The organism is Deltaproteobacteria bacterium (assembly GCA_029858205.1).
Taxonomy (GTDB): Bacteria; Desulfobacterota; GWC2-55-46; order GWC2-55-46; family DRQE01; genus JAOUFM01.
In genome coordinates this window covers 160,436-182,367 of the sequence record JAOUFM010000005.1, presented here as the reverse complement: position 1 = coordinate 182,367, position 21,932 = coordinate 160,436, and the positions used below count along the sequence as shown (strand labels likewise).

Here is a 21,932-nt window from a genome sequence, read left to right as displayed (position 1 = left end):
GAGGTCACATGAAGAAAATATTGATATGTGCGGTTATGTTGTGCGCGGCGGTCTTCTTTTCCGTTCCTGCTGCGGCGAAAAAGCCGGTTACGGGCCACGAGAAGGGCGGCAGCCCTGCAAGCGAGATGGACGAATCCACGAAGCTTACGGAATCCGAAAACCTGCTGCACAAGGGCATAGAGCTTCTAAAGAAGGAGCAGTATGACGAGGCCGTAAAGGCGTTCGATTCATCCATCGCGCTTAACCCGTCGCAGTCCGTAGCATGGATGTTCAGGGCCTATGCCAATTATGCCGCAGGAAAGTATGAGGCCGCTCTCGGCGATTTCGATCAGGTCATCTCCATTGATCCGAAGAACGAAAAGGCGTATGCCGGAAGGGCCGACGTGTTCACGGCCATGAAGAACTACGAAAAGGCCATTGAGGATTTTTCAACGGTAATATCGCTTACTCCCGACGACCCGCATGCGTACGCAGGGCGCGGCATACTGTATCTTCAGACAAGGGACTATGCCAAGGCCGTGCACGACCTTACGGCTGCGCTGACCGATCCGGATATAGATGTTCGCGCAAAGGCGTATGTGTACACGGCCCTTGGCGTGGCGCAGACGGAATTGAAGCAGGACAAAGCCGCCCTCGAAGCGTTCGAAGCGGCCATTGTTGCGGCGCCGGATTACGACGCAGTGTACCTTGAACGCGGCATGTTCTATTCAAAACGCGATGATAACAAGAAGGCGCTCGAAGATTTTTCCAAGGTTGTCGAGCTAAAGCCCGAGGATGCAGAGGGATACATGTACAGGGCCTTTGCCTATAATGACCTCGGAGAGCCGAAGAAGGCCTTTGCGGATTTCGATAAGGCCGTGGAACTTGCGCCCAAGAGCGACCGTGTCTACAGGAGCAGGGGCTCTGCCTACATGAAGGCAAAGGACTTTAAGGCCGCGCTTAAAGACTATAAAAAGGCCGCAAAACTGAACCCCGACTTGGCAGGGACGCACAGCGGCCTTAGTGCGGCGTACCTTGGCGTAAACGACATATCGAATGCCAAGAAAAGTATAACGCGCGCCCTTGAGCTCGATCCAAAGGACACCATGATGTATTTCGATTACGCAGAGGTCATGCTGATTGCCGGAGAGACTGCGAAGGCCGAGAAGGCGGTTACAGACGGCAGGGCCCTTGCAAAGGATGACGACGAGATTGTCGTCGGGACGTATCTCGATTGCGTCGTGCGAAGCGTGCTAGGTAGCGATACGGCAAAGTGTTTTGCCGAGTTTTCGGAAGTAATGAAAAAGGACTTCAAGCACCCGTGGTTCACTGGGTTTTTCGAGGACTGGGTAAAGCGCGCAAAGCTTACCGAAGCGCAAAAGAAATTCCTGAGAGACATAACCGACCTGTTAAACACCAAAAAAAGAGAGTAGGTCAAAAGGGCGGCTTTTTCCGGATTTTTTTTCGTCCTACCCCCTTGACACCGAAGAGCGGCGCACCTATATTAAAGTCAGGTAAGCGGCCCGGGAGGGCGGCATTTTGCCAACAAATTCAAGAAGATAGCCCCAGGGCATCGGAAAAGGAGAAGTTTCAATATGGGTAAGATAATAGGCATAGACCTTGGCACAACGAACTCGGTTGTCGCAATTATGGAGGGCGGAGAGCCAAAGGTCATAGTGAACGAGGAAGGTAACCGCACCACACCGTCGGTTGTCGCGTTCACAAAGGAAAAGGAAATAGTAGTCGGGCAGCCGGCAAAGAGGCAGGCAGTCACCAACCCGAGGAACACCATCTTCTCGATAAAACGTTTCATGGGTCGCTCATACGGCGAGGTGAACGAGGAGATGAAGATGGTGCCTTATATTGTCGAGAAGGACGACCAGGGCAGGGCGGTTGTTAAATCCGACAACATGGGGAAAACCTTTCTTCCGCCCGAGGTCTCGGCAATGGTTCTTCAGAAGCTTAAGCGCTCTGCCGAGGCGTACCTTGGCGAGTCGGTCACAGAGGCGGTCATAACCGTGCCCGCGTACTTTAACGACGCGCAGCGTCAGGCCACAAAGGACGCAGGAAAGATAGCCGGCTTGAACGTCAGGCGTATCATCAACGAGCCTACCGCGTCGTCGCTTGCCTACGGCCTCGATAAGAAGAAAGAGGAAATCATAGTTGTTTACGACTTCGGAGGCGGAACCTTCGACGTGTCCATACTCGAGGTCGCGGAAGGCGTTTTCACGGTAAAGAGCACCAACGGAGACACGCACCTTGGAGGCGACAACTTCGACCAGAGGATAATCGACTGGCTCGTTGCCGAGTTCAAGAAGGACCACGGCGTAGACCTCTCGAAGGACCCGATGGCGCTACAGAGACTTAAGGAAGCGGCCGAGAAGGCGAAGATTGAGCTCTCCTCCACCATGGAGACGGAGATAAACCTGCCCTACCTTACCGCGGACGCAAGCGGCCCAAAGCACCTCGTGCTAAGGCTATCGAGGGCGAAGTTCGACCAGCTGACAGCAGACCTGGTCGAGAGAAGCCACCAGCCCTGCGCACAGGCGCTAAAGGACGCGGGCCTAAAGGCCTCTGACATACACGAGGTCGTGCTGGTTGGCGGTATGACCAGGGTTCCGGCAATTCAGAAGTTCGTTAAGGAATTCTTTGGTAAGGAGCCGCATAAGGGCGTTAACCCGGACGAGGTCGTTGCAGTAGGCGCGGCAATACAGGCAGGCGTGCTCGCAGGAGAGGTCGGAGACGTCGTGCTCCTCGACGTTACGCCCCTCTCGCTCGGTGTCGAGACGCTTGGCAAGGTCATGTCGGTCCTTATACCGAGGAACACGACCATACCGACTAAGAAAAAGCAGGTCTTTACAACTGCGGAAGATAACCAGACAAGGGTCGACGTTCGCGTATTCCAGGGCGAGAGGCAGCTCACTACCGACAACAGGATGCTTGGCGAGTTCCATCTCGACGGCATACCGGCTGCGCCAAGGAACATGCCGCAAATCGAGGTTACCTTCGACATCGACGCAAACGGCATACTTAACGTCAGCGCAAAGGACCTTGCGACAAATAAGCAGCAAAACATCACCATCACCGGCTCAAGCGGCCTTGATAAGGGTGAGGTCGAGAAGATGGTGAAGGACGCGGAAGGCCACGCCGAAGAGGATAAGAAGAAGAGAGAGGTCGTCGAGGCAAAGAACCACCTCGATTCGGTCATATATAATACCGAAAAGACGATTCGCGAAAACAAAGACAAGCTCCCTGAACAGGACGTAAAGAACGCCGAGGCTGCCATAGTGGACGGCAGAAAGGTGCTTGAAACAGAGAACGTCGAGGAGCTAAAGAAGGCAGCGGAGAAGATAATAACGTCCTCGCACAAGATAGCCGAGCTTCTCTATAAGCAGGCTTCGGCAACAGAGGGCGGTGGTGGGGCAGGCGCTGCGCCGGGTGGAGCGCCGGGTGGTGGGGCAAAGGATGAAGGGGTAGTGGACGCCGAGGTTGTGGACGAGAACAAGAAGTAATCGTCAAACCGCCGATTTTTCCAGCAGGCCGAGGGCCTGCACCCGAATGTAAAAGCAATTTTTGTTGAGGCCGTTTTTTCCGTGCTCGACGTATTACCAAAATACGCCTGCAGAGAAAAAACGGCCTCGCCTCGTCTGGCGAAAAACTTGGCGGTTTGGGAGTGTTTTTGGCGGGTTTTAGGGTAGAATAAGGCACGATAAGGAATGGCTGGCGGGCCCCGCCTTACACGACTGTTTATAGGATAGAATATTAGCATGAGGCGTTTGAGAAAATATATCAGATTGCTATTATTTTTAAGTTTGTCTATAGGGGGAATTTTAATCATTTCCGTAGGATTTAAGGTTAATTCTCTAGATAAATTACTTGATGTTACAATTATTGGGATAGTCTTGGGATTTTTTTTTGGACTTGGTTGTATTATTCAGGATTTTCTTTTAACATACGCTCTTCCTGAAGAAGCTTTGGATGTACATCAGGTGCGTAAAATATCTTTAGAAGTACCTTGCGATATTGTTTTTGCAAAGTGCGAAAAAATATTACAAGAAAATAAAAAAGTTCGGTGGGTCGAGGCTTCCCAGGATAAGAGGTCGATTTTAGCAGAGACAAAAATGTCATGGTGGTCTGTTGGAGAGAAATTGGAATTTAATTTTGTTGAGCAAAATGGTATTACAGATATTACTATAGATAGCAAGCCCCGTTTATTTATTTCTGGAATTACTGTTATGGATTGTGGTGTGAATTTTAGGAACGTAGAATCGTATGTGAAATTGTTAGGTTCTTCCGCTGGTTCAGGTTTGCAACCTGAACCGTAAGGTTTTGGTTCAAGCTGCAAGCTTGAACCGGCAAGTCGGGTAGGGTGGGCACAGTCGGGTAGGGTGGGCACAGCCCACCAAATTTTTATAAACGAGGTCATCTGAACCACGGAGCTTACGAAATGCGAACCAAGTCTGGTGCCCTTCTCCCTTTCTCCCTCTCCCCGTTACAATCGGGGAGAGGGATTTTTATTTGAGCCGTGTTGTGGTAGAATGGGCGGCAGGGCAGGGAGTGGGATAACGAGACCGGACTTTACTATTACCGCGCGCGGTATTATGATGCCAATGACGGACGCTTTATCACCAAAGACCCGATTGGCTTTGCCGGCGGCATGAACCTGTACGCGTACGTGGCCGGGAATCCGGTGAGGTTCACGGATCCGTGGGGGTTGTGTGAAGCGAATGGGGTTAGTTACGGATATAATGGGGAGGCGTGCGGATGGAGTGAGTATCTTTATTTGCCGCAGGCACCAGAACCTGTAATTAGCAATGCCGATGCCATTTATATCCTTTTTGGCTTGCTTGACGCGGTGGACTATGGGTCTATTATAATCGACATTGCCACAGTACCTTCTGGTGAGTGTTTAATCGTTCTTGCTGCAACCAAAGGGATTAGAGAAGGAGTTAAAAAGCTAGCAACCAAGTTAAGCAAGTGGGAGATTGATAAACTTATAAAGCATGGGATACACCCGCACGATTTGAAGCCTGGTGACCATAAGGGATTGCGTGATCTTTATAAGGATGCAGACGGGAATATATATGAGGGGGCAAAGGGAACACGCGACGTTAATCTTATGGAACCTACTGGTTATAATATAAATGATTTTAAATAAAGGTTGAATTTATGTCGTGTAAAAAAGAGCACAAGATAATAGTATATTTTTTTATTGCTGGTTTTGATATAGATCCGGATGAGATTGAGGATAAAATTGGTATCAAGGCCACCCCTGTAAAAGGGAAGGCGAAGACTAAAACTATGCGTGCCGGTAACAGGAGGCCTGGTTATTGGTCTATAAATACAAAAGGAAAAGTAGAGTCTGAAGATGTAAATGAACATTTTTCTTATTTGTTTGCCATGTTATTTCCTAAAAGGGAAACCATAGTGGAGCTTTCTAGAAATTGGGAAATTTCATTTGACGTCTTCTGGACGTCTACCCGTCTTTTTGCAGGCGATGGTCCTCAATTAAGCAAGGAAACCTGTGCGGGAGTGGCGCAATTTAATGCTGAAATTGGTTTTGATATCTACCCCGAGCCTGATGATGGGGAAAATAAAGTCGTGTAGCAGCTTGGTAGCCGGGTAGATACCGTCTTGAAAGTCAAGCGGTTCTTGCTTCGCAAAGTGTTCTTCCAAAAATTCCTCTCCCCAATTGCATTGGGGAGAGGATAAAGGTGAGGGGTTACGGAGCTTGATTCTTTCCAAACCCCGGCCGCGCGGCCAGCGCAAATTTTTTGTCATGCTGGATTAATTTCAGCATCTCGTCACAGGGTTGTCATTCCTGCGGAAGCAGGAATCCATTTCTAAAATTGGATTCCCGCTCAAAACATCGCGGGAATGACAACGTGAGATTGTTTCGTCGGCCTTCGGCCTCCTCGCAATGACTGCTTTTTCATTCGGGTGCAGGCCCTCGGCCTGCTGCAGGCGTCACGCCTGCAGCGTTGCCAGCGTATTTAAAAAACAACGGATTTCGGTATAAAAGTGCCGCCACTGAGTAAAATCGACAGTGGCGTTTCTTTTTGATATACTACCAATACTATGGCCGGAAGAGAAAAAGACTACTACGACATCCTCGGCGTTGCCCGCGACTCCAAGTTAGAGGACATAAAAAAGGCCTACCGAAGCCTTGCCAAAAAATACCACCCTGACCTTCATCCAAACGACAAGGCCGCAGAGGCGAAGTTCAAGGAAATCAACGAGGCCTTTGCCGTGCTCTCTGACGCTGAAAAGCGAAAGACCTATGATCTTGGCGGAAGGGTCACCTTCGAGGGCGTGCCGCCGTGGGAGGCAGGGCCCGGAGGGTTCGACTTCTCGAACTTCGAGAATTATTTTGGCGGCGGGTTCGAGGACATATTCTCAGACCTCTTTGGCGGGCGCGGCGCAGGGCGCGGCGCAGGGCCAAGACGCGGGCAGCGCGGCCCAATGCGCGGCAGCGACCTTGAGTACACAACGCGGCTTAGCTTCATGCAGGCTGTAAACGGCGCAGAGCTCGAGCTCACTGTAAAGCGCGGCGGCGCATCTGAAAAGGTGAAGGCAAGGATACCGCACGGCGTACGCGACGGCTCAAGGGTGCGCGTACCCGGAAAGGGCGGCGTTGGCTCGGCAGGCGGGTCTTCAGGGGATTTGTATATCAATGTTACGGTCGAGCCGCATGCGTACTTTGACAGGCAGGGCGAGGACATATATATCGAAGTCCCGGTTACGATAAAAGAAGCCACCCTTGGCGCTGATATCGCCGTGCCGACAGTTGACGGCGGGCATACTACCGTGCGCATACCTGCCGGCACGCAAAGCGGCAAAAAGCTCAGGATAAAGGCCAAGGGCGTGAAAACAGCGCACGGCGCAGGGGATGCATATATTGTCATTAAAGTCATGGTGCCGCCAACGGTAGACGATAAAACCAAAGAACTTCTCGAAGAACTCGAGAAAATAAATCCCTATGAACCAAGGAAGGGTTTGTGGTAGAATGAAATCAAGAAGCAGCCCCTTTGGGGCTGCTCTTTTGTAACGGTTTTAAGTACCCACTAACTCGCGGAGTTTTACCATGAACGAGATAGAAGAGTACAGGGAACTGATGACCGAGAAGGCGCGGGCAATCCTCGATTCCGCTATCGAGGAGAGTAAGCGCAGGCAGCACTTCTATCTCGGGGTCGAGCACATATTCCTTGCCTTTGCAAAGGTCGAGGAGACGTTCTTCAAGGACGTCATGGGAGACCTTAACCTCGACACCTCGCACGTAATAAGCTTCCTAAACGACAATCTATACGTATCCAGGCAGTTCGCTCCGGTTGGCATAAAGGTTCCGCCGGCCACAAAGAACTTACTTCGTCTTGCAAGGGAAGAAGCGCAGAGGTGGAACCGCGAAGAAATAGACACAACCGACATCTTCATGGCCATATTCCAGGAAAACCAGAGCCTTCCGGCGAAAATTTTCAGAAGCTTCGGCATGGACCCGGACTACGTCATGCGCCGCATAACCGTGCGCGTAAGAAGCAAGGAAGAAAAGGAAGAGGAATATAAGAAGAAGTACGATTTGCCGCCGAATCTTAAGCACTTTGCGGTGAACCTGAATAAGCTTGCCAGATACGATAAGCTCTCGCCTGTTATCGGCCGCGCTTCTGAAATAGAAAGGGCCATGGAGGTGCTTTGCCACGTCGAGCGTAGTAACTCCGTCATGCTGATTGGCGAGCCAGGGGTGGGTAAAACTGCTGTTGCCGAGGGAATCGCAAGAAGGCTCGAACTTGAGCCCATGAGCGTGCCAAAGAGGCTGCGTGGCAAGCAAATCGTGAACCTCCAGATGAACTCGGTCGTTGCGGGAACTATATTCAGGGGCATGTTCGAGGACAGGATAGAGAAAATAATAAAGGAAATAAAGGACAGAAAGAACATCATCTTCTTCATAGACGAGGCGCATACCCTCATAGGCGCGGGCAGCGCCATGGGCGTGCCAAGTGATGCTGCCAACATATTCAAGTCAACTCTTGCAAGGGGCGAGGTGCAGATAATCGGCGCAACGACACTTGCCGAGTATAAGGAGTTCATTGCCGAGGACGAAGCGCTTGCAAGAAGGTTTCGAACTGTTTACGTAAACGAGCCAACGCTTGACGAAACACGGCAAATCCTCTACGGCATAAGGCCGCGCTTCGAGAAGAACTACGGAGTCCGCGTGGACGACGACGCGATAGATATGTCGCTAGACATGAGCCGGCGCTACATGCGTAGCCTTAAGCTCCCGGACAAGGCAATCGGGTGGCTCGACTCCGCGTGCGTGAAGGTAGAGATTAACAGGCCTGTCGAGCATGTGAAGAGCTCCGATATAATCGAGGTCATATCCGAGGAAACGAAAATCCCGCGCGATATGATATTTAGGGACACGACCGAGCGCTTTAAGGAAATGGAAAAGGCGCTATCCGAGCGCGTGGTCGGGCAGAGGGAAGCGGTTACGGCGCTTGCAAAGAGGCTAAGGGTCAACAAGGGCCCGTTAAAAGAAAACTACTCGCGGCCAGACGGCGTGCTTTTGTTCCTCGGGCCAACGGGTGTCGGGAAGACCGAGCTTGCAAAGGCCTTGGCCGAGTTCCTCTTTGGAGACGAATCGAAGATGGTAAGGATAGACATGAGCGAGTATAAGGAATCGGCCATCTCGGTAGATAAGCTTATAGGCATGCCGCGCGGTATCGTAGGGAGCGAGAGAGGCGGCATACTTACAAACCAGATTAAGGACAATCCGTACTCGGTTGTGCTGCTAGACGAAATCGAGAAGGCCAACCCGTACGTGCTAAACCTTTTCCTTCAGGTCTTTGACGAGGGCTGGCTCACCGACGGCAGGGGTAAACGCGTGTACTTTAGCGATACGGTCGTTATAATGACAAGCAACTTGGGCGTCGATGAGTTCAAGAAGTTCACAAAGCCCATGGGGTATTTGAAGGAAGGTCGCGACGTCGGCGCGCTGAAACAGGAGATAATGAAGGAAGTGGAGAACGTCTTCACCCCTGAGTTCCTTAACCGCGTAGACGACATCATCGTGTTCGCGCCGCTTATGAAGGAAGAGGTAAAGGTAATAGCAGAGAAGTATCTTTTGGACATAGCGGTTGAGATGAGGAAGAAGTCCAAGGAGCTGATGTTCACGCCCGAGGCGCTGGAGCTGCTCGTCGACAAGGGGCACAGCCAGAAGTACGGCGCGCGGTTTTTAAAGCGCGTCATAGACGACAGCGTAAAGCTTGCCATAACGCAAAGGTGGCACGAGTCCGAGGTCTTTAAGCTCGATGCCGTGGACGGCGAGCTGAAGGTCGAGTCCTGTCTCGGCGCGGCCTGCGTGTAGTTTCTAAAGGGAGGTTTTTTTTGATAAAAAAGATTCTTGCCGCAGTGGATGGTTCTTCGCATACGGGCTCTGTCACGGAGCACGCGATGTGGCTTTCGCGCGGTTTCGGAGCGCCCATAACAGGGCTCTATGTTATAGACATAAAGGTGCTCGAGGGGCCGTTTCTGCACGATGTCTCAGGAACGCTCGGGTTCGAGCCGTTCCTGAATTTTTCCAAAAAAGTAAAGGAAGGGCTCGAGACCAGAGGTAAAGACATACTTTCGATATTAGAAGACGCCTGCGCAAAGGGCGGGGCCGAGTGCTCGACCACCATGTCTTACGGCATAGTTCCCTCCGAGATATGCGAAAAGGCCAAGGCCGCCGATATCGTGGTTATCGGCAAAAGGGGCGTTAACGCGCAGTTCTCGGGCGACATGATGGGCTCGGTTACCGAGGCTGTTATCAGAAGGTCTCCGGCCTTTGTCTTTGCCGTTCCAGAAGATTTTAAGCCTCCTGCAAAGCCGCTTCTTTGCTACGACGGCAGCGCAAATGCGGCAAAGGCCATGCGGGCCGCTGCCGAGACCTCCAAGTTCTTCAAGCTTCCGCTCACTGTCGTAGCCTCCATGCCTGCAGACGGCGCCGCGAATGCGCTAAAGGAGGCCGAGGACTACATAAAGCCGTATGCCATAGAGGCCGAGTACGTGGCCCTTGCCGAGGGCGGCGCAATCGAGATAGAGAAGCATTATAAGCTTAAGGGCCATGACCTCGTGTTCCTTGGAGCATCGAGCCACACAGGCATATTGAAGCTCGTGCTCGGCAGTTTTGCAGAGCACCTCATGCGCTCGCTTAGAGGCCCGTTCTGTCTTGCCAGATAGGCCCGGTCTTTTACAACGGCCGGTATAGCTGCCGGCCGTTTCGCAGTATCCGCAAACAGTTTTTCCCCTGCTGGCGTTATTTTTGCCCGAAAATACTTCTTCCAATAGAGATATTGTATTTGACTTCCTTTTTTTGTATGTGCTACCTTAAAAAAACGCAGTAACACCGTATAATTACGGAAAAACGCCGGATTGACGGACAGGGTGCGCCGCATGGCTTTTGAGGAAAGAGAAATACCGCTTGAGCGGTTCAAGGAATTCTTCGCCTCCAAGGATGCCGGCGCGGCAACGGAGGCGCTTTCCCTGCTCCATCATCTCGATGTCGCGGGTCTGCTCGCGAACCTCGACGACGACGAGGCCGTGTGGACGCTTTCGCTTCTCGAAGGCGACGAGGCCTCGAAGGCCCTTCTAGAGCTAGACGGGCCGCGAAGAGAGTTCCTTGTCTCCAAGATGTCCATGGAAGACCTCGTCGATGCTGTCGAGGAAATGGAAACAGACGACGCAGCAGACGTTCTCTCCGAACTGCCGCTCGAAGATGCGCGGGAAATACTCGAAGAAATAGAGCCCAAGGAGTCCGATGAGCTGAAAAAGCTCCTCGTCTACCCCGAGGATACGGCCGGCGGAAAGATGCAGGCCGAGCTTGTTTCCGTTGGCGAGGCCGCGACGGTAAAGGATGCGGTCGAGGAGGTCAGAAGAAAAAGTAAGGAAATAAACAACATTTCCAATGTCTTCATAGTCGATTCCGGCGGAATGCTTGTTGGCACTGTCGGCATCAATAAGCTCATCTTAAACGACGAGCACGTGCCGGTAAAGAGCCTCATAGAGGGCAATATCATAAGCGTTACCACCGACGTTGACCAGGAAGAGGTCGCAAAGATGTTCCAGAAGTACGACCTCATCAGCATGCCTGTTGTCGATAAGGATAACCGTCTTGTCGGGCGCATCACCATCGACGACGTAGTCGACGTCATAGAGGAGGAAATATTCGAGGACTTCTACCGCATGGCGAGCTTGAATGTTGGCGAGAGGGCCATGGACAGGCCCTGGAGGTCCTTTACGCTAAGGGCGCCGTGGCTTTTGATGAACCTCGGTACGGCATTTGTCGTAGCCAGCGTTGTCAAGGTCTTCGAGGGCACGATAGAGAGGCTTGTGATACTGGCTGTCTTGATGCCCATAGTCGCAGGGCTTGGCGGAAACGCCGCAACGCAGACTATAACCGTCATAGTAAGGGGGCTTGCGCTCGGCGAAATTCGTCCCGGAAGCGCAAAGAGGGTGCTTGTAAAAGAGGTAATAGTGGGCATGTCCAACGGCGTGCTCGTCGGCACGGTTGCTATTGTAGTGGCCTATGTTTTCGGAATAAGCCCGATGGTCGGGCTGCTCTTGTTCTTCGCGATGGCCGGCAACCTTGTGGTTGCCGGGGTTAGCGCGACGGTCATCCCGTTGACGCTTAAATGGCTCGGAAGGGATCCGGCCCTGGCCTCCAGCATATTCGTAACAACCTGCACGGATATCGGAGGGTTTTTCATATTCCTCGGGCTTGCTACCGTGTTCATGAAGGCGGGTTTCATATGAGGCGCGGACATTATTCGACCGAGGCCATAGTGCTCAATTCCTTCTCCTACGGCGAGTCGGACAGGATAGTATCCTTTTACACTGCCGAGTTTGGCAGGATAGGCGCCGTTGCAAAGGGCGCTTTCAGAAGCAAGAAGCGTTTTGTCGGAAATCTCGACGCATGCGCGCACGTGAAGCTCGATTTTTTTTACTCCGGCTCTGCCCTTGTAAGGGCAGAGGCTGCAGAGCTCGTCGACGCGTTTCCGGCGCTAAGAGGCGACCTTACGAGGCTTGGCTCTGCATCTGCAATCGTAGAGCTTGTCTACGAGATGACGCCCGAGTGGCAGCACAATGCCGCGTACTTTTCAATTGTCAGGGATTTTCTCTCGGCAATGTCTGGCAGGACAGACCCGGCGCTGATGCTCCTTTATTTCGAGATAAAGCATCTGAGGGCGCTCGGGTATCTGCCGCATCTCGACGGATGCGTTGAATGCGCCGCCGGGTTTGGAGAGAGGCAGGCCTTCTTTGCCCCTGAAAAGGGCGGGGTGGTTTGCAGGGGGTGCGCCGCGCGCGTAAAGGACGTGACGCTCCTTACGCCCGGGACAGCGAGGCATCTTTCCATGGCCGCGAGGATGGATATTGAAAAGCTTGAGCGGCTTGTGCCAAACGCCATGTTCGTCAACGAGTGCGACAAGGCCCTCTCCGCGTTCATACGCTTTCAGATAGGCAAGGAACTAAAGAGCAGAAGGTTTCTCGAAAAATTGAACGCGGCAATGCCGCTTCAAAGATAATACAGGCAACACAGTAAAAGGAGGCTCTTATGCATTTTCAGGACGTGATACTTACTCTCCAGAAGTTCTGGGCAAAGCGCGGGTGTATCATACACCAGCCCTATGACATGGAAAAGGGCGCGGGCACCTTTCATCCCGCCACTTTCCTAAGGTCCCTTGGCCCCGAGCCCTGGAACACAGCGTACGTCGAGCCTTCGAGAAGGCCATCTGACGGACGCTACGGAGAGAACCCGAACCGCCTTCAGCATTACTACCAGTTCCAGGTAATACTCAAGCCCTCGCCGGAGAACATACAGGAACTCTATTTGGAAAGCTTAAAGGAGCTCGGCATAAAAGCACTTGAGCACGACATACGCTTTGTCGAAGACGACTGGGAATCCCCGACGCTTGGCGCATGGGGGCTTGGCTGGGAGGTCTGGCTAAACGGCATGGAGATAACCCAGTTCACGTACTTTCAGCAGGTCGGCGGCATAGACTTAAAGCCCGTCTCCGGCGAGCTTACCTATGGAATAGAACGCATCACCATGTATCTCCAGGGTGTTGACAGCGTGTTCGATATAAAATGGAATAAAGACCTTACCTACGGCGACGTGCACCACAGAGGCGAGGTCGAATATTCGCGCTATAATTTCGAGGAGGCCGATACGCAGATGCTTCTTACGCTCTTCGATATGTATGAGAAGGAATCGAAGCGGCTTCTCGAGAAAGGACTTGTGCTGCCTGCCTACGATTTTTGCATGAAGTGCTCGCATACCTTTAATCTTCTCGACGCAAGAGGGGCGATAAGTGTAGCCGAGCGCACGAATTATATCGCCAGAGTAAGGGGCCTTGCAAAGGGCGCTGCCGAGGGGTATCTTAAGGTAAGAGAAGAGCTGGGTTTTCCGCTCATAAAGGAAGCGAAAAAGAAGGCGGGGTAGGGGCTTTGTTTTGGCGCACCGATTTTTATCATGCTGTTTTGTAAAAACTGCGAAAGGGGCATGTTATGATTGCGAAAAAAATTGGCGTTGCGATGGTTTTTATGCTGGCGGTCGTTGTATTCTTCGGGTGCGCGGCTCCTAAAAAGGCGGCAGAGCCGGAAAAGGCAGCGGAGCCGGAAAAGATTGCCGAGCCGGAAAAACCAAGGCCGTCTGCAATAGTCGTAGAAGGCTTTGATTCTCCGGAAAGTGTTGCCGCGAACCCGGACGGCACGCGGTTTTTCGTCTCGAACCTTGGCGTTGAGCTTAAACCTTTTGACAGGGACGGTGACGGGTATATAAGCGAGCTTACCCCCGAGGGCGCTATTGTAAATAAACGCTTTCTTCCGGACAAGGGAGAGAAGCTGAACGCTCCAAAGGGCATAACCGTACTCGGAAGCGTTATCTACGTGACCGATATCGACAGGCTCGTAGGCTTCGACATAAATACGCGGAAAAAGGTCATGGAACTTAGTTTCTCAAAAGAGAATGTAAAATTCTTGAACGATCCGGTTGCAATAAGCGATGATAAGCTCCTTGTTTCCGCGACCGACTCTGGCGTGATATACGAGGTAAACCTCAAAGGCAAGCCGTCGTATAAGGTCCTTTTGAAGGATGTTGTCGGCGCAAACGGGCTTTATTATGATACGCATAGCGGCCTCATATTCGTCGCAAGCTTTGGCGACGGCAAGGTCGCAAACGGAGCGCTCGGGCTTATAAAGATGAACGGCGGTACTGTTTCCTATAAAGCGCTTACGCAAGATATTGGCCTTCTCGATGGCGTTGGCATTATCCCGGGCGAAGGTGTTGTGTTTAGTGACTGGGTAGACTTTGGCAAGCCCGGCAAGCTATATACCTATATGCCAAGCACCGGCATCGTTGGCGAAATGACGCTTGCTGTGGATGTAAAGGGCCCGGCAGACTTCCTCTATGACCACAAGAACAACCGCCTCTGGCTCCCGGCCATGGCCGAAGGCAAACTCATTATCCAAACAGTACCCCAATAACCACTTAGATAAGGGTGCTGGGGGAAACTTTCTGTAGAAAGTTTCCCCCAGGCCCCCTTCAAAGACTTTTGCTTGCTTGAGTCTGCTTGCCCCCGTACGGGGGCAAGCAGACTCAAGTAAAAGTTTTTGGAGAGAGTTTGAGAGAACCTTTTTACAAAAAGGTTCTCTCAATACCTTGCCTAAGAGGGGTTAGTGGGGCGCGGCTTGACAGTGGGTTTTTGTTAAGTTAGTATAGACGCTACTATATGTTTTAAAGGAGCGATTTGCCATGAAGACGACGAAATCGGCTGCATTATTCAAGAGCGCGCAGAAGGTCATCCCGGGAGGCGTCAACAGTCCCGTGAGGGCGTTTAAGTCGGTTGGCGGCAACCCGGTGTTCATAAAAAAGGCCAAGGGCTCGAAGATATACGACGCAGACGGCAACGCGTACATAGATTATATAGGCTCCTGGGGGCCGATGATACTCGGGCACGCGGAGAAAAACGTCGCCGCTGCCATAAAAAGGGCTGTTGACGGAGGCACAAGCTACGGCGCTCCGACAGCTCTCGAGGTAGAGCTTGCCAATGAGGTGCTTTCCGCATTCCCGTCCATGGACATGGTGAGGTTCGTAAGCTCGGGCACCGAAGCAACGATGAGCGCCATACGCCTTGCAAGGGCCTTTACCGGAAGGGACAATATATTGAAGTTCGAAGGCTGTTACCACGGCCACGCAGACAGTCTTCTTGTAAAGGCAGGGAGCGGCGCTGCTACACTTGGCGTGCCGGACAGCCCAGGCGTGCCAAAGGATCTTGCAAAGCACACGTACAACGCGAGGTATAACGACATAGCCTCGGTCGAGAGAATACTTGCCTCCGACCCCAAGGGGGTGGCGTGCGTAATCGTCGAAGGCGCTCCGGGGAATATGGGAGTGGTTCCGCCCAAGCCCGGGTTCATGAAGGCGCTTCGCGACGTAACGAAAAAATACGGCGCGCTTTTGATAATGGATGAGGTGATGAGCGGGTTTCGCCTGTGTTACGGCGGGGCGCAGAAAATATATAAGATAGACCCGGATATGACGTGCCTTGGCAAGGTGATTGGCGGCGGTCTTCCGGTAGGGGCGTTTGGCGGTAAAAAGAATATAATGTCCGGGCTTGCGCCTTCGGGGCCGACCTATCAGGCCGGAACGCTCTCGGGCAATCCGCTTGCAATGACAGCCGGGCTCGAGACGTTAAAGGGGCTCCGGAAAAAAGGCGTGTACGAAAAGATAATGAAAACGACCGATGCCATCTGCGACGGTATCGAGGCTCTCATAAAGAAGCACCGTACAGAGTGCGTTTTGCAGAGGGCAGGGAGCATGTTCACGATGTTTTTCTCAAGCGGCCCTGTGTATAGCTGGGACGACGCGGCAAAGTGCGACAGGGAAAAGTTCGGCGTGTTCTTTAGAAGGATGCTTGAGAGGGGAATTTACCTGCCGCCCTCGCAGTTCGAGGCAGCGTTTGTGGGGCTTACGCATTCGGCAGACGATGTTAAGAAAACCCTTAAGGCCGTCGACGAGAGCCTGAAAGGACTTTAGGAAAGCCTTGCCTGGCCAAGTATCTCCGTTAACACGCGCGCAAGCTCTGCCATGCCAAACGGTTTGGGAAGCACGGCATGCGGGCTTGCGTTTTCGCTGTATCTCTTGCGTGTAAGTTCGTCCGCATATCCGCTCGAAAGTATTATCTTTGCCGACGGGTCGATGTCCGTTATCTTATTCATTGCCTCTTCGCCGCCCATGCCGCCGGTTACCGTAAGGTCCATGATTACGGCCCCGAATTTTTCCTTCGAGAGGGCTTCCTTGTAGGTGCGGACGGCCTCCTCGCCGTTTGCCGTGAGCACGCTCTCATACCCCATTGCCGAGAGCATCTTCTTCATAACGCTTCTTATCCTTGCGTCGTCGTCCATGATAAGCACTTTTTTATTTTCCCTGTGGATGGATTCCGTTTGCGCCTGCTGCGGCTGGTTTGATGCCTCCAGAGATGCGGGGACAAAGAACGTGAACGCCGTGCCGCTTCCAGGCGTTGATTCGACCTCGATTGTTCCGCCGTGTTTTTCTATGACGGTTTTGCAGGTGGCGAGCCCGATGCCGCTGCCTTTTTTCTTGGTAGTGAAGTACGTGGTGAATATCTTTTTAAGTATGACCTCGGGTATGCCAGGGCCGGTGTCGCTAACGCGCACACTGACGTAGTTGCCGGGGCTAAGTTCCTTCGGATTCCCGTTATCAAGCACAATATTCTCTGCAGTTATCGCTATGTCTCCGCCCTCAGGCATGCTCTGCGATGCGTTTATGAGGAGGTTTATCATTACCTGGCTTATCTGGGATTTGTTGGCAACCACCGACCAGAGGCCCGCGCAGAGTTTTGTTTTAAGCGTGACACTTGTGCCGGCAAGAGAAAAGGCCGCAGTGTCCTCTATAAGGGTTTTGAGGCCGAAGGTTTCCTTTGTTTCAGGCGAGCCCTTGACAAAGGCTATGAGCTGCTTACAAAGCCCGTTTGCCTCTTCCGCGGCCTTTGTGGCGAGTTCGAGTATCTCGCGTGCTTCGGCGTTTATGCCAGGCCGCGCTGCCTCTATGGAGCCGATGATGGTGCAAAGAAGGTTAGAAAAGTCGTGCGCAAGCCCTCCGGCAAGGATGCCGATACTTTCGAGACGCTGGGCCTTGAGCACTTCTGCTGCCTGGACCTTTTCTTCTGTTATGTCGCGCACAGTGCCGGCAACGCGGTACGGGCGTTTTCTTTTGTCGTAAAATATTTCGGCTTTTTCTATGACAATTCGCTCGGTGCCGTCGTTAAGGAACACTTTGCTCTCAAGCTCAACGGGTTTGTTTTCATCTATTGCAACGGCCAGGGCCTTCTTGACAGCGTTCTTGTCCTCGTAGTGCACGTGCCTTAGAAACGTCTCGTAGTCGGTCCATTCGCCCGACCTCGGAAGCTTGAATATGCGCGCCGTTTCCTCGGACCAGCGCATCTTGTCCTTTGGCAGGTCCCATTCCCAGCTGCCTATCTTTGCGATCCTTTGCGCCTCGGCAAGGAGCCGCTCGTTATCTCGAAAGCGTTTTTCTATCCTGACCCTCTGGAGCTCGGTCGAGGCCCTTCCGGAAAGTATCTTTAAGAGCCCTTTTATGCGCGAGGTATCGGCCATGGGCTTTGTGTCGAGGACAACGAGTATGCCTATGAGGCGGCTTCTGCTGTCGACAAGAGGAATTCCTGCGTAGCTTTTGATATTCAGTTTGGTTAGGAGCTCGTCCTTGGGAAAGTTCTCCTGCACGGAGTCTGCGTACACGCAGCTTTCGATAGCGGATGCGTCGGGTTTTTTATCGGGCAGCACGGTGTGGCAGGGCGTGTCGCTAAGGTCGTAGGTGATGTTGTCTATTATCTTGTCTAAGCGGCAAAGCGCTATCGTCTCTATGGAGCGTCTGTCCGGGGCAAGTTCGCCTATGAAGGCGTATTCGACGTTAAGCGTTTTTGTGAGGTATTTTACGAGGGATTGAAAAAGCGTGTCGCCCTTTGCGCCGGCAATGCCGTGAGCGACCTGGTTTATGATGTCCTTTTTTTTGCTTTGTTCGGCCTTGGCGAGCTTTTCCCGTAGAGCTTCTATTTCTCTTAGAAGCGTCTTCGCGGTTGGTTCGGTTTTTGTTTTGCCTTTGGTCGGCATAACATAGCTGCCTTTTAAGGGTGAAGTCTTGATTATAGTTTTCCGGTAGAGGTTTGTAAAGGTTTTTTTACATCCTGGGTTTCAGTTTGGCGCTTTGTGTGCCTTAAAACCATTTTAAATCGCGATGTTGACGCGCTTCTTTACAATCAGGCCGGCATTTGCTAATCTTTGTGCATGGCCCTGCTGCGTATCGGTCTTGCACAGATAAATTCAACTGTCGGCGCAATCGACGAAAACGCCGAAAAAATACTGCGTTACTCACGTCTCGCCATGAAGGCAGGCGTTGACCTTGTGGTATTCCCGGAGCTTGCCGTAACAGGATATCCGCCCGAAGACCTTCTTTTGAAACCCGGTTTCATAGAAAAAAACGTCAAGGTGATGGAGCGCGTAGCCCGCTCAATCAAGGGGATTTCCGCAATCATTGGGTTTGCCGATTCTTTTAAGGGCGGCATCTACAATGCCGCTTCGCTCGTTAGCGGAGGCAGGGTAAGGGGCGTCTACAGAAAGATGCATCTTCCCAATTACGGCGTGTTCGACGAAAAGAGATATTTTATGCCGGGAAGCGCGCCGCTTAACGCAAGGATCGGGGGCGTAACGCTTGGGCTTGGTATCTGCGAGGACATCTGGAGCGCGGACGGCCCGGCCATTGCCGAGGCTACTTCCGGGGCAAGGGTGATAGTCAACATAAACGCCTCGCCCTACCATTTTGGCAAGCACGATGAGAGAGAGGAGCTCCTTGCCGTAAGGGCAAGGGAGACCGGCGCTGTTATCGTATACGTAAACAGTGTCGGAGGCCAGGACGAGCTTGTGTTCGACGGCAGGAGTATGGTCGTGAACGCAAGGGGAATAGTGGATGTGCGCGCGCGCGCGTTCGAGGAAGACTTTCTTATCTACGATATAGAGAAGTGGATGGTGAAGGGCAGTGCGTTTTTAAAAGGAGGCACATCGAAGAAAAAACGCGTTTCAACTGTAAGTCTCGGCGCTTTGTCAAAGGCTGTAAAAAAGCCTCCTGTGAGACAGGAGAGCGAGGAAAATATTTCAGAGATGGAAGAGGTGCGCCGCGCGCTTACGCTTGGCATACGCGACTATGTGCGTAAAAACGGTTTTAAAAAGTGCGTCATCGGGCTATCGGGCGGCATAGACTCGGCCCTTGTGGCGTGCCTTGCCTCCGATGCAGTCGGGAAAAAGAACGTGCTTGGCGTGTTCATGCCTTCCAGGTATTCGTCAAAGGAAAGCCTTAAGGACGCAAGAGAGCTTGCAAGGAATCTGGAAATCGAGTTCAAGGTCATACCGATAGACAAGGTGTATTCGTCGTACCTTAAAACGCTTAAGCCGAGCTTCAAAGGAAGGAAGGCCGATGTTACCGAGGAAAACCTGCAGGCAAGGGTGCGCGGCAACGTGCTCATGGCGCTAAGCAACAAGTTCGGCTTTCTTGTCCTCACTACAGGTAATAAGAGCGAAACAGGGGTTGGCTACTGCACTCTCTACGGCGACATGGCAGGCGGGTTTGCTGCCATAAAGGACGTGCCAAAGACGATGGTCTACGGCCTTTCGGAGCATATAAATCAGGTATCGGGCGAAGAGCTTATACCTTTAAACGTGCTTACAAAGGCCCCGACCGCCGAGCTTCGCCCGAATCAGACAGACCAGGACACGCTGCCGCCCTACGACGTTCTCGACGAAATACTAAGAGAATATGTTGAGAATGACAGGTGTATCGCAGACATCGTAAAGGACGGCTACGGCGAGGGGCTTGTCAGAAAAGTCGTTAAGATGGTTGATTTAAGCGAGTACAAGAGGCGTCAGGCCCCGCCCGGGATAAAGATAACGCCAAAGGCGTTTGGCAGGGATAGAAGGATGCCGATTACCAACGGGTACAAGGGGTAGGTTTTAGCCGGCCTTTTTGCTTACGAACTCGCCAAGGGATTTATCTGTCTTGCCGATGTGCTCGTTTAGCCAGTGCACGAGCCATGTGTAGATGATGGTGGCCTGTCCGCTCTGGATGTTCCCCGAATCGACGTTTTTCTTGTGCTGCTTATACATGGCGCGAAACGCCATGTGCTCGGCCTTGTGCGTCATTATGTCCGGGTACCCGTGCTTTTCCATGAGCGTTTCTTCGGTCTCGAAGTGTTTTGCCACGTAGTCGCCGATAAAGGAAAGGGTTTCGCTAAGAACTTCATTTGGCGCTTTTGAGTCTATTGCCGCCTTGAGTTTTGCAAACTGCTCGAATAGCGCCTTATGCTGCTCGTCTATGTCGCCGTGTCCTACTGCCAGGCTGTCGTTCCATTTGTTGTTCATCGCATTATCCAAGGAGTTTCTTTTTTAGAACGTCTGTAGCGGTCTGCGGGTTTGCCCTGCCCTTCATGGCCTTCATTATCTGTCCGACGAAGAAGCTAAGGAGCTTTTCTTCGCCTTCCTTGAAACGCTTTGCCTCGTTCGGGTTCTTTGCTATTACGTCGTCGACCGCTTTTTCTATGGCGCCAGAGTCCGATATCTGGCCAGCGCCCTTTTCCTTTACTATTATAGCAGCTTTTTTGCCGCTCGTAAACATTTCCTCGAAGACCTCTTTGCCTGTTTTCTGGTTTATTTCGCCTTTTTCGACCATGGCTATTAGCTCTATAAGGTCCGTTGGTTTGACTTTACTCTCGGAAATATCGAGGTTTTTTTCGTTTAAGAGCCTGAGTTGTTCTCCTGTAATCCAGTTAGATATGGTCTTTGGCTTTATTTGAAGTGAATCGCTTAAGCTAACTGCACACGATGCAGATTGCTCATAGAAGTCGGCAACAGCTTTTGATGAGGTTAGAACCCCAGCATCATAAGAAGATAGTCCATATGCGTTTACGAACTTCTCTTTCATTTGCGCCGGAAGGGTGGGTAGGGTTTCCTTAAGGCGCGCGATTTCTTTTTCGTCTATAATAAGGGGCTTTAGGTCCGGCTCAGGGAAGTACCTGTAGTCGTGAGCCTCTTCCTTTGACCGCATTGTCCTTGTCTTGCCGCTTGCCGGGTCAAATAGCCTTGTCTCCTGAACTATCCTTTCGCCGTCCTCGATGGCGTTGATTTGCCGTTCTATCTCGTATTCGATTGCGTCTCTTAGGAACTTAAAGGAGTTTATGTTCTTAAGCTCGGTTCTTGTGCCGAACTTTTTCTCTCCAACCGGGCGAACCGATACGTTTGCGTCGCACCTTAGGCTTCCTTCCTGCATGTTGCCGTCAGAGATGTCTAAATAGAGAAGTATGTCGCGAATCGATTTAAAGTACGCGCTCGCCTCTTCCGAGTTGCGGATATCCGGCTCGCTTACTATCTCGATTAGCGGCGTGCCCGCCCTGTTTAAGTCAACGAGGCTCGAGTTCACATCCGACGACGACTCGCCGTGAAGGAGCTTTCCCGCGTCCTCCTCCATGTGTATCCTCGTTATGCCTATTCTCTTGACCCCGTCCTTTGTTTCGATGTCCAGATAGCCTCTCTCGCAAAGCGGCTTGTCGTACTGGGATATCTGGTAGCCCTTTGGGAGGTCGGGGTAGAAGTAGTTTTTTCTGGCGAAAACGCTTTCCGGGTTTACGGTTGAGTTTATCGCATGCGCCATCATGACCGCGAACCTTACCGCGGTCTCGTTTAACACCGGCAGCACCCCCGGCATCCCGAGGCACACGGGGCAGGTCTGGGTGTTTGGCCCTGCGCCGAATTTTATGGAGCACGGGCAAAAGAGCTTTGTGTTGGTCTTTAGCTGGGCGTGGATCTCAAGCCCTATTACAGGTTCGTACTTCATGTAATGC

General features: G+C 52.1%; 17 protein-coding genes and 1 pseudogene. 15 read left to right on the top strand and 3 right to left on the bottom strand.

Annotated features, from left to right (window positions below; translation table 11 throughout):
* The first annotated feature begins 8 nt into the window (after positions 1-8).
* The 14 genes and pseudogenes from OEV59_06125 to hemL all read left to right on the top strand — a co-directional run bounded on the left by OEV59_06125 (position 9) and on the right by hemL (position 16,045).
* A complete protein-coding gene (locus OEV59_06125; GenBank protein MDH4227313.1) occupies positions 9-1,412 on the top strand; it encodes a tetratricopeptide repeat protein in 1,404 nt (467 codons plus the stop codon).
* Positions 1,413-1,574: 162 nt separating this feature from the next.
* Positions 1,575-3,491 carry a molecular chaperone DnaK gene (gene dnaK, locus OEV59_06120; GenBank protein ID MDH4227312.1) on the top strand — a complete coding sequence of 639 codons (1,917 nt, stop codon included), beginning with the start codon at positions 1,575-1,577 and terminating at the stop codon, positions 3,489-3,491.
* Between the two features lie 255 nt (positions 3,492-3,746).
* The gene (locus tag OEV59_06115) at positions 3,747-4,304 is read left to right on the top strand and encodes a hypothetical protein (protein MDH4227311.1); all 558 of its coding nucleotides are present in this window, start codon (positions 3,747-3,749) and stop codon (positions 4,302-4,304) included.
* Positions 4,305-4,537: 233 nt separating this feature from the next.
* Positions 4,538-4,684, top strand: a pseudogene (locus tag OEV59_06110) (hypothetical protein).
* Entirely contained in the window at positions 4,670-5,137 is a 468-nt protein-coding gene (locus tag OEV59_06105; protein ID MDH4227310.1) for a polymorphic toxin type 33 domain-containing protein, read from the top strand. Before OEV59_06110 ends, OEV59_06105 begins: the two are co-directional and overlap by 15 nt.
* A gap of 11 nt (positions 5,138-5,148) precedes the next feature.
* Complete coding sequence (locus OEV59_06100) at positions 5,149-5,586, top strand: DUF4279 domain-containing protein (GenBank protein ID MDH4227309.1); 438 nt, start codon at positions 5,149-5,151, stop codon at positions 5,584-5,586.
* 471 nt (positions 5,587-6,057) lie between these two features.
* On the top strand, positions 6,058-6,984 hold the full coding sequence (locus OEV59_06095; GenBank protein ID MDH4227308.1) for a DnaJ domain-containing protein: 927 nt from the start codon (positions 6,058-6,060) through the stop codon (positions 6,982-6,984).
* 79 nt (positions 6,985-7,063) lie between these two features.
* Positions 7,064-9,337 carry an ATP-dependent Clp protease ATP-binding subunit gene (locus tag OEV59_06090; protein MDH4227307.1) on the top strand — a complete coding sequence of 758 codons (2,274 nt, stop codon included), beginning with the start codon at positions 7,064-7,066 and terminating at the stop codon, positions 9,335-9,337.
* 20 nt (positions 9,338-9,357) lie between these two features.
* A complete protein-coding gene (locus OEV59_06085) occupies positions 9,358-10,191 on the top strand; it encodes a universal stress protein (GenBank protein MDH4227306.1) in 834 nt (277 codons plus the stop codon).
* A 213-nt stretch (positions 10,192-10,404) separates the two neighbouring features.
* Positions 10,405-11,763 carry a magnesium transporter gene (mgtE, locus tag OEV59_06080; GenBank protein ID MDH4227305.1) on the top strand — a complete coding sequence of 453 codons (1,359 nt, stop codon included), beginning with the start codon at positions 10,405-10,407 and terminating at the stop codon, positions 11,761-11,763.
* A complete protein-coding gene (gene recO / locus OEV59_06075) occupies positions 11,760-12,533 on the top strand; it encodes a DNA repair protein RecO (protein MDH4227304.1) in 774 nt (257 codons plus the stop codon). The genes mgtE and recO overlap by 4 nt, the downstream gene beginning before the upstream one ends.
* A gap of 29 nt (positions 12,534-12,562) precedes the next feature.
* A complete protein-coding gene (glyQ, locus tag OEV59_06070) occupies positions 12,563-13,450 on the top strand; it encodes a glycine--tRNA ligase subunit alpha (GenBank protein MDH4227303.1) in 888 nt (295 codons plus the stop codon).
* A 65-nt stretch (positions 13,451-13,515) separates the two neighbouring features.
* On the top strand, positions 13,516-14,493 hold the full coding sequence (locus OEV59_06065; GenBank protein MDH4227302.1) for a hypothetical protein: 978 nt from the start codon (positions 13,516-13,518) through the stop codon (positions 14,491-14,493).
* Positions 14,494-14,761: 268 nt separating this feature from the next.
* On the top strand, positions 14,762-16,045 hold the full coding sequence (gene hemL, locus OEV59_06060; GenBank protein MDH4227301.1) for a glutamate-1-semialdehyde 2,1-aminomutase: 1,284 nt from the start codon (positions 14,762-14,764) through the stop codon (positions 16,043-16,045).
* Here the strand turns inward: hemL and OEV59_06055 are convergent.
* Positions 16,042-18,159, bottom strand: a complete 2,118-nt coding sequence (locus OEV59_06055) for an ATP-binding protein (GenBank protein ID MDH4227300.1) — start codon at positions 18,157-18,159, stop codon at positions 16,042-16,044. The genes hemL and OEV59_06055 overlap by 4 nt on opposite strands.
* Before the next feature lie 174 nt (positions 18,160-18,333).
* Here OEV59_06055 and OEV59_06050 point away from each other — a divergent pair, with 174 nt between their 5' ends.
* Positions 18,334-20,046: an NAD+ synthase gene (locus OEV59_06050; GenBank protein ID MDH4227299.1), complete on the top strand. Its 1,713-nt coding sequence runs from the start codon at positions 18,334-18,336 to the stop codon at positions 20,044-20,046.
* Between the two features lie 3 nt (positions 20,047-20,049).
* On the opposite strand, the gene OEV59_06045 is transcribed toward OEV59_06050, so the two are convergent.
* Together OEV59_06045 and gatB are read right to left on the bottom strand one after the other, a co-directional pair.
* Entirely contained in the window at positions 20,050-20,457 is a 408-nt protein-coding gene (locus OEV59_06045) for a bacteriohemerythrin (protein MDH4227298.1), read from the bottom strand.
* 4 nt (positions 20,458-20,461) lie between these two features.
* Positions 20,462-21,925 (bottom strand): Asp-tRNA(Asn)/Glu-tRNA(Gln) amidotransferase subunit GatB, encoded by a 1,464-nt coding sequence (gene gatB, locus OEV59_06040; GenBank protein ID MDH4227297.1) that lies wholly within the window; start codon positions 21,923-21,925, stop codon positions 20,462-20,464.
* Between the last annotated feature and the right edge of the window lie 7 nt (positions 21,926-21,932).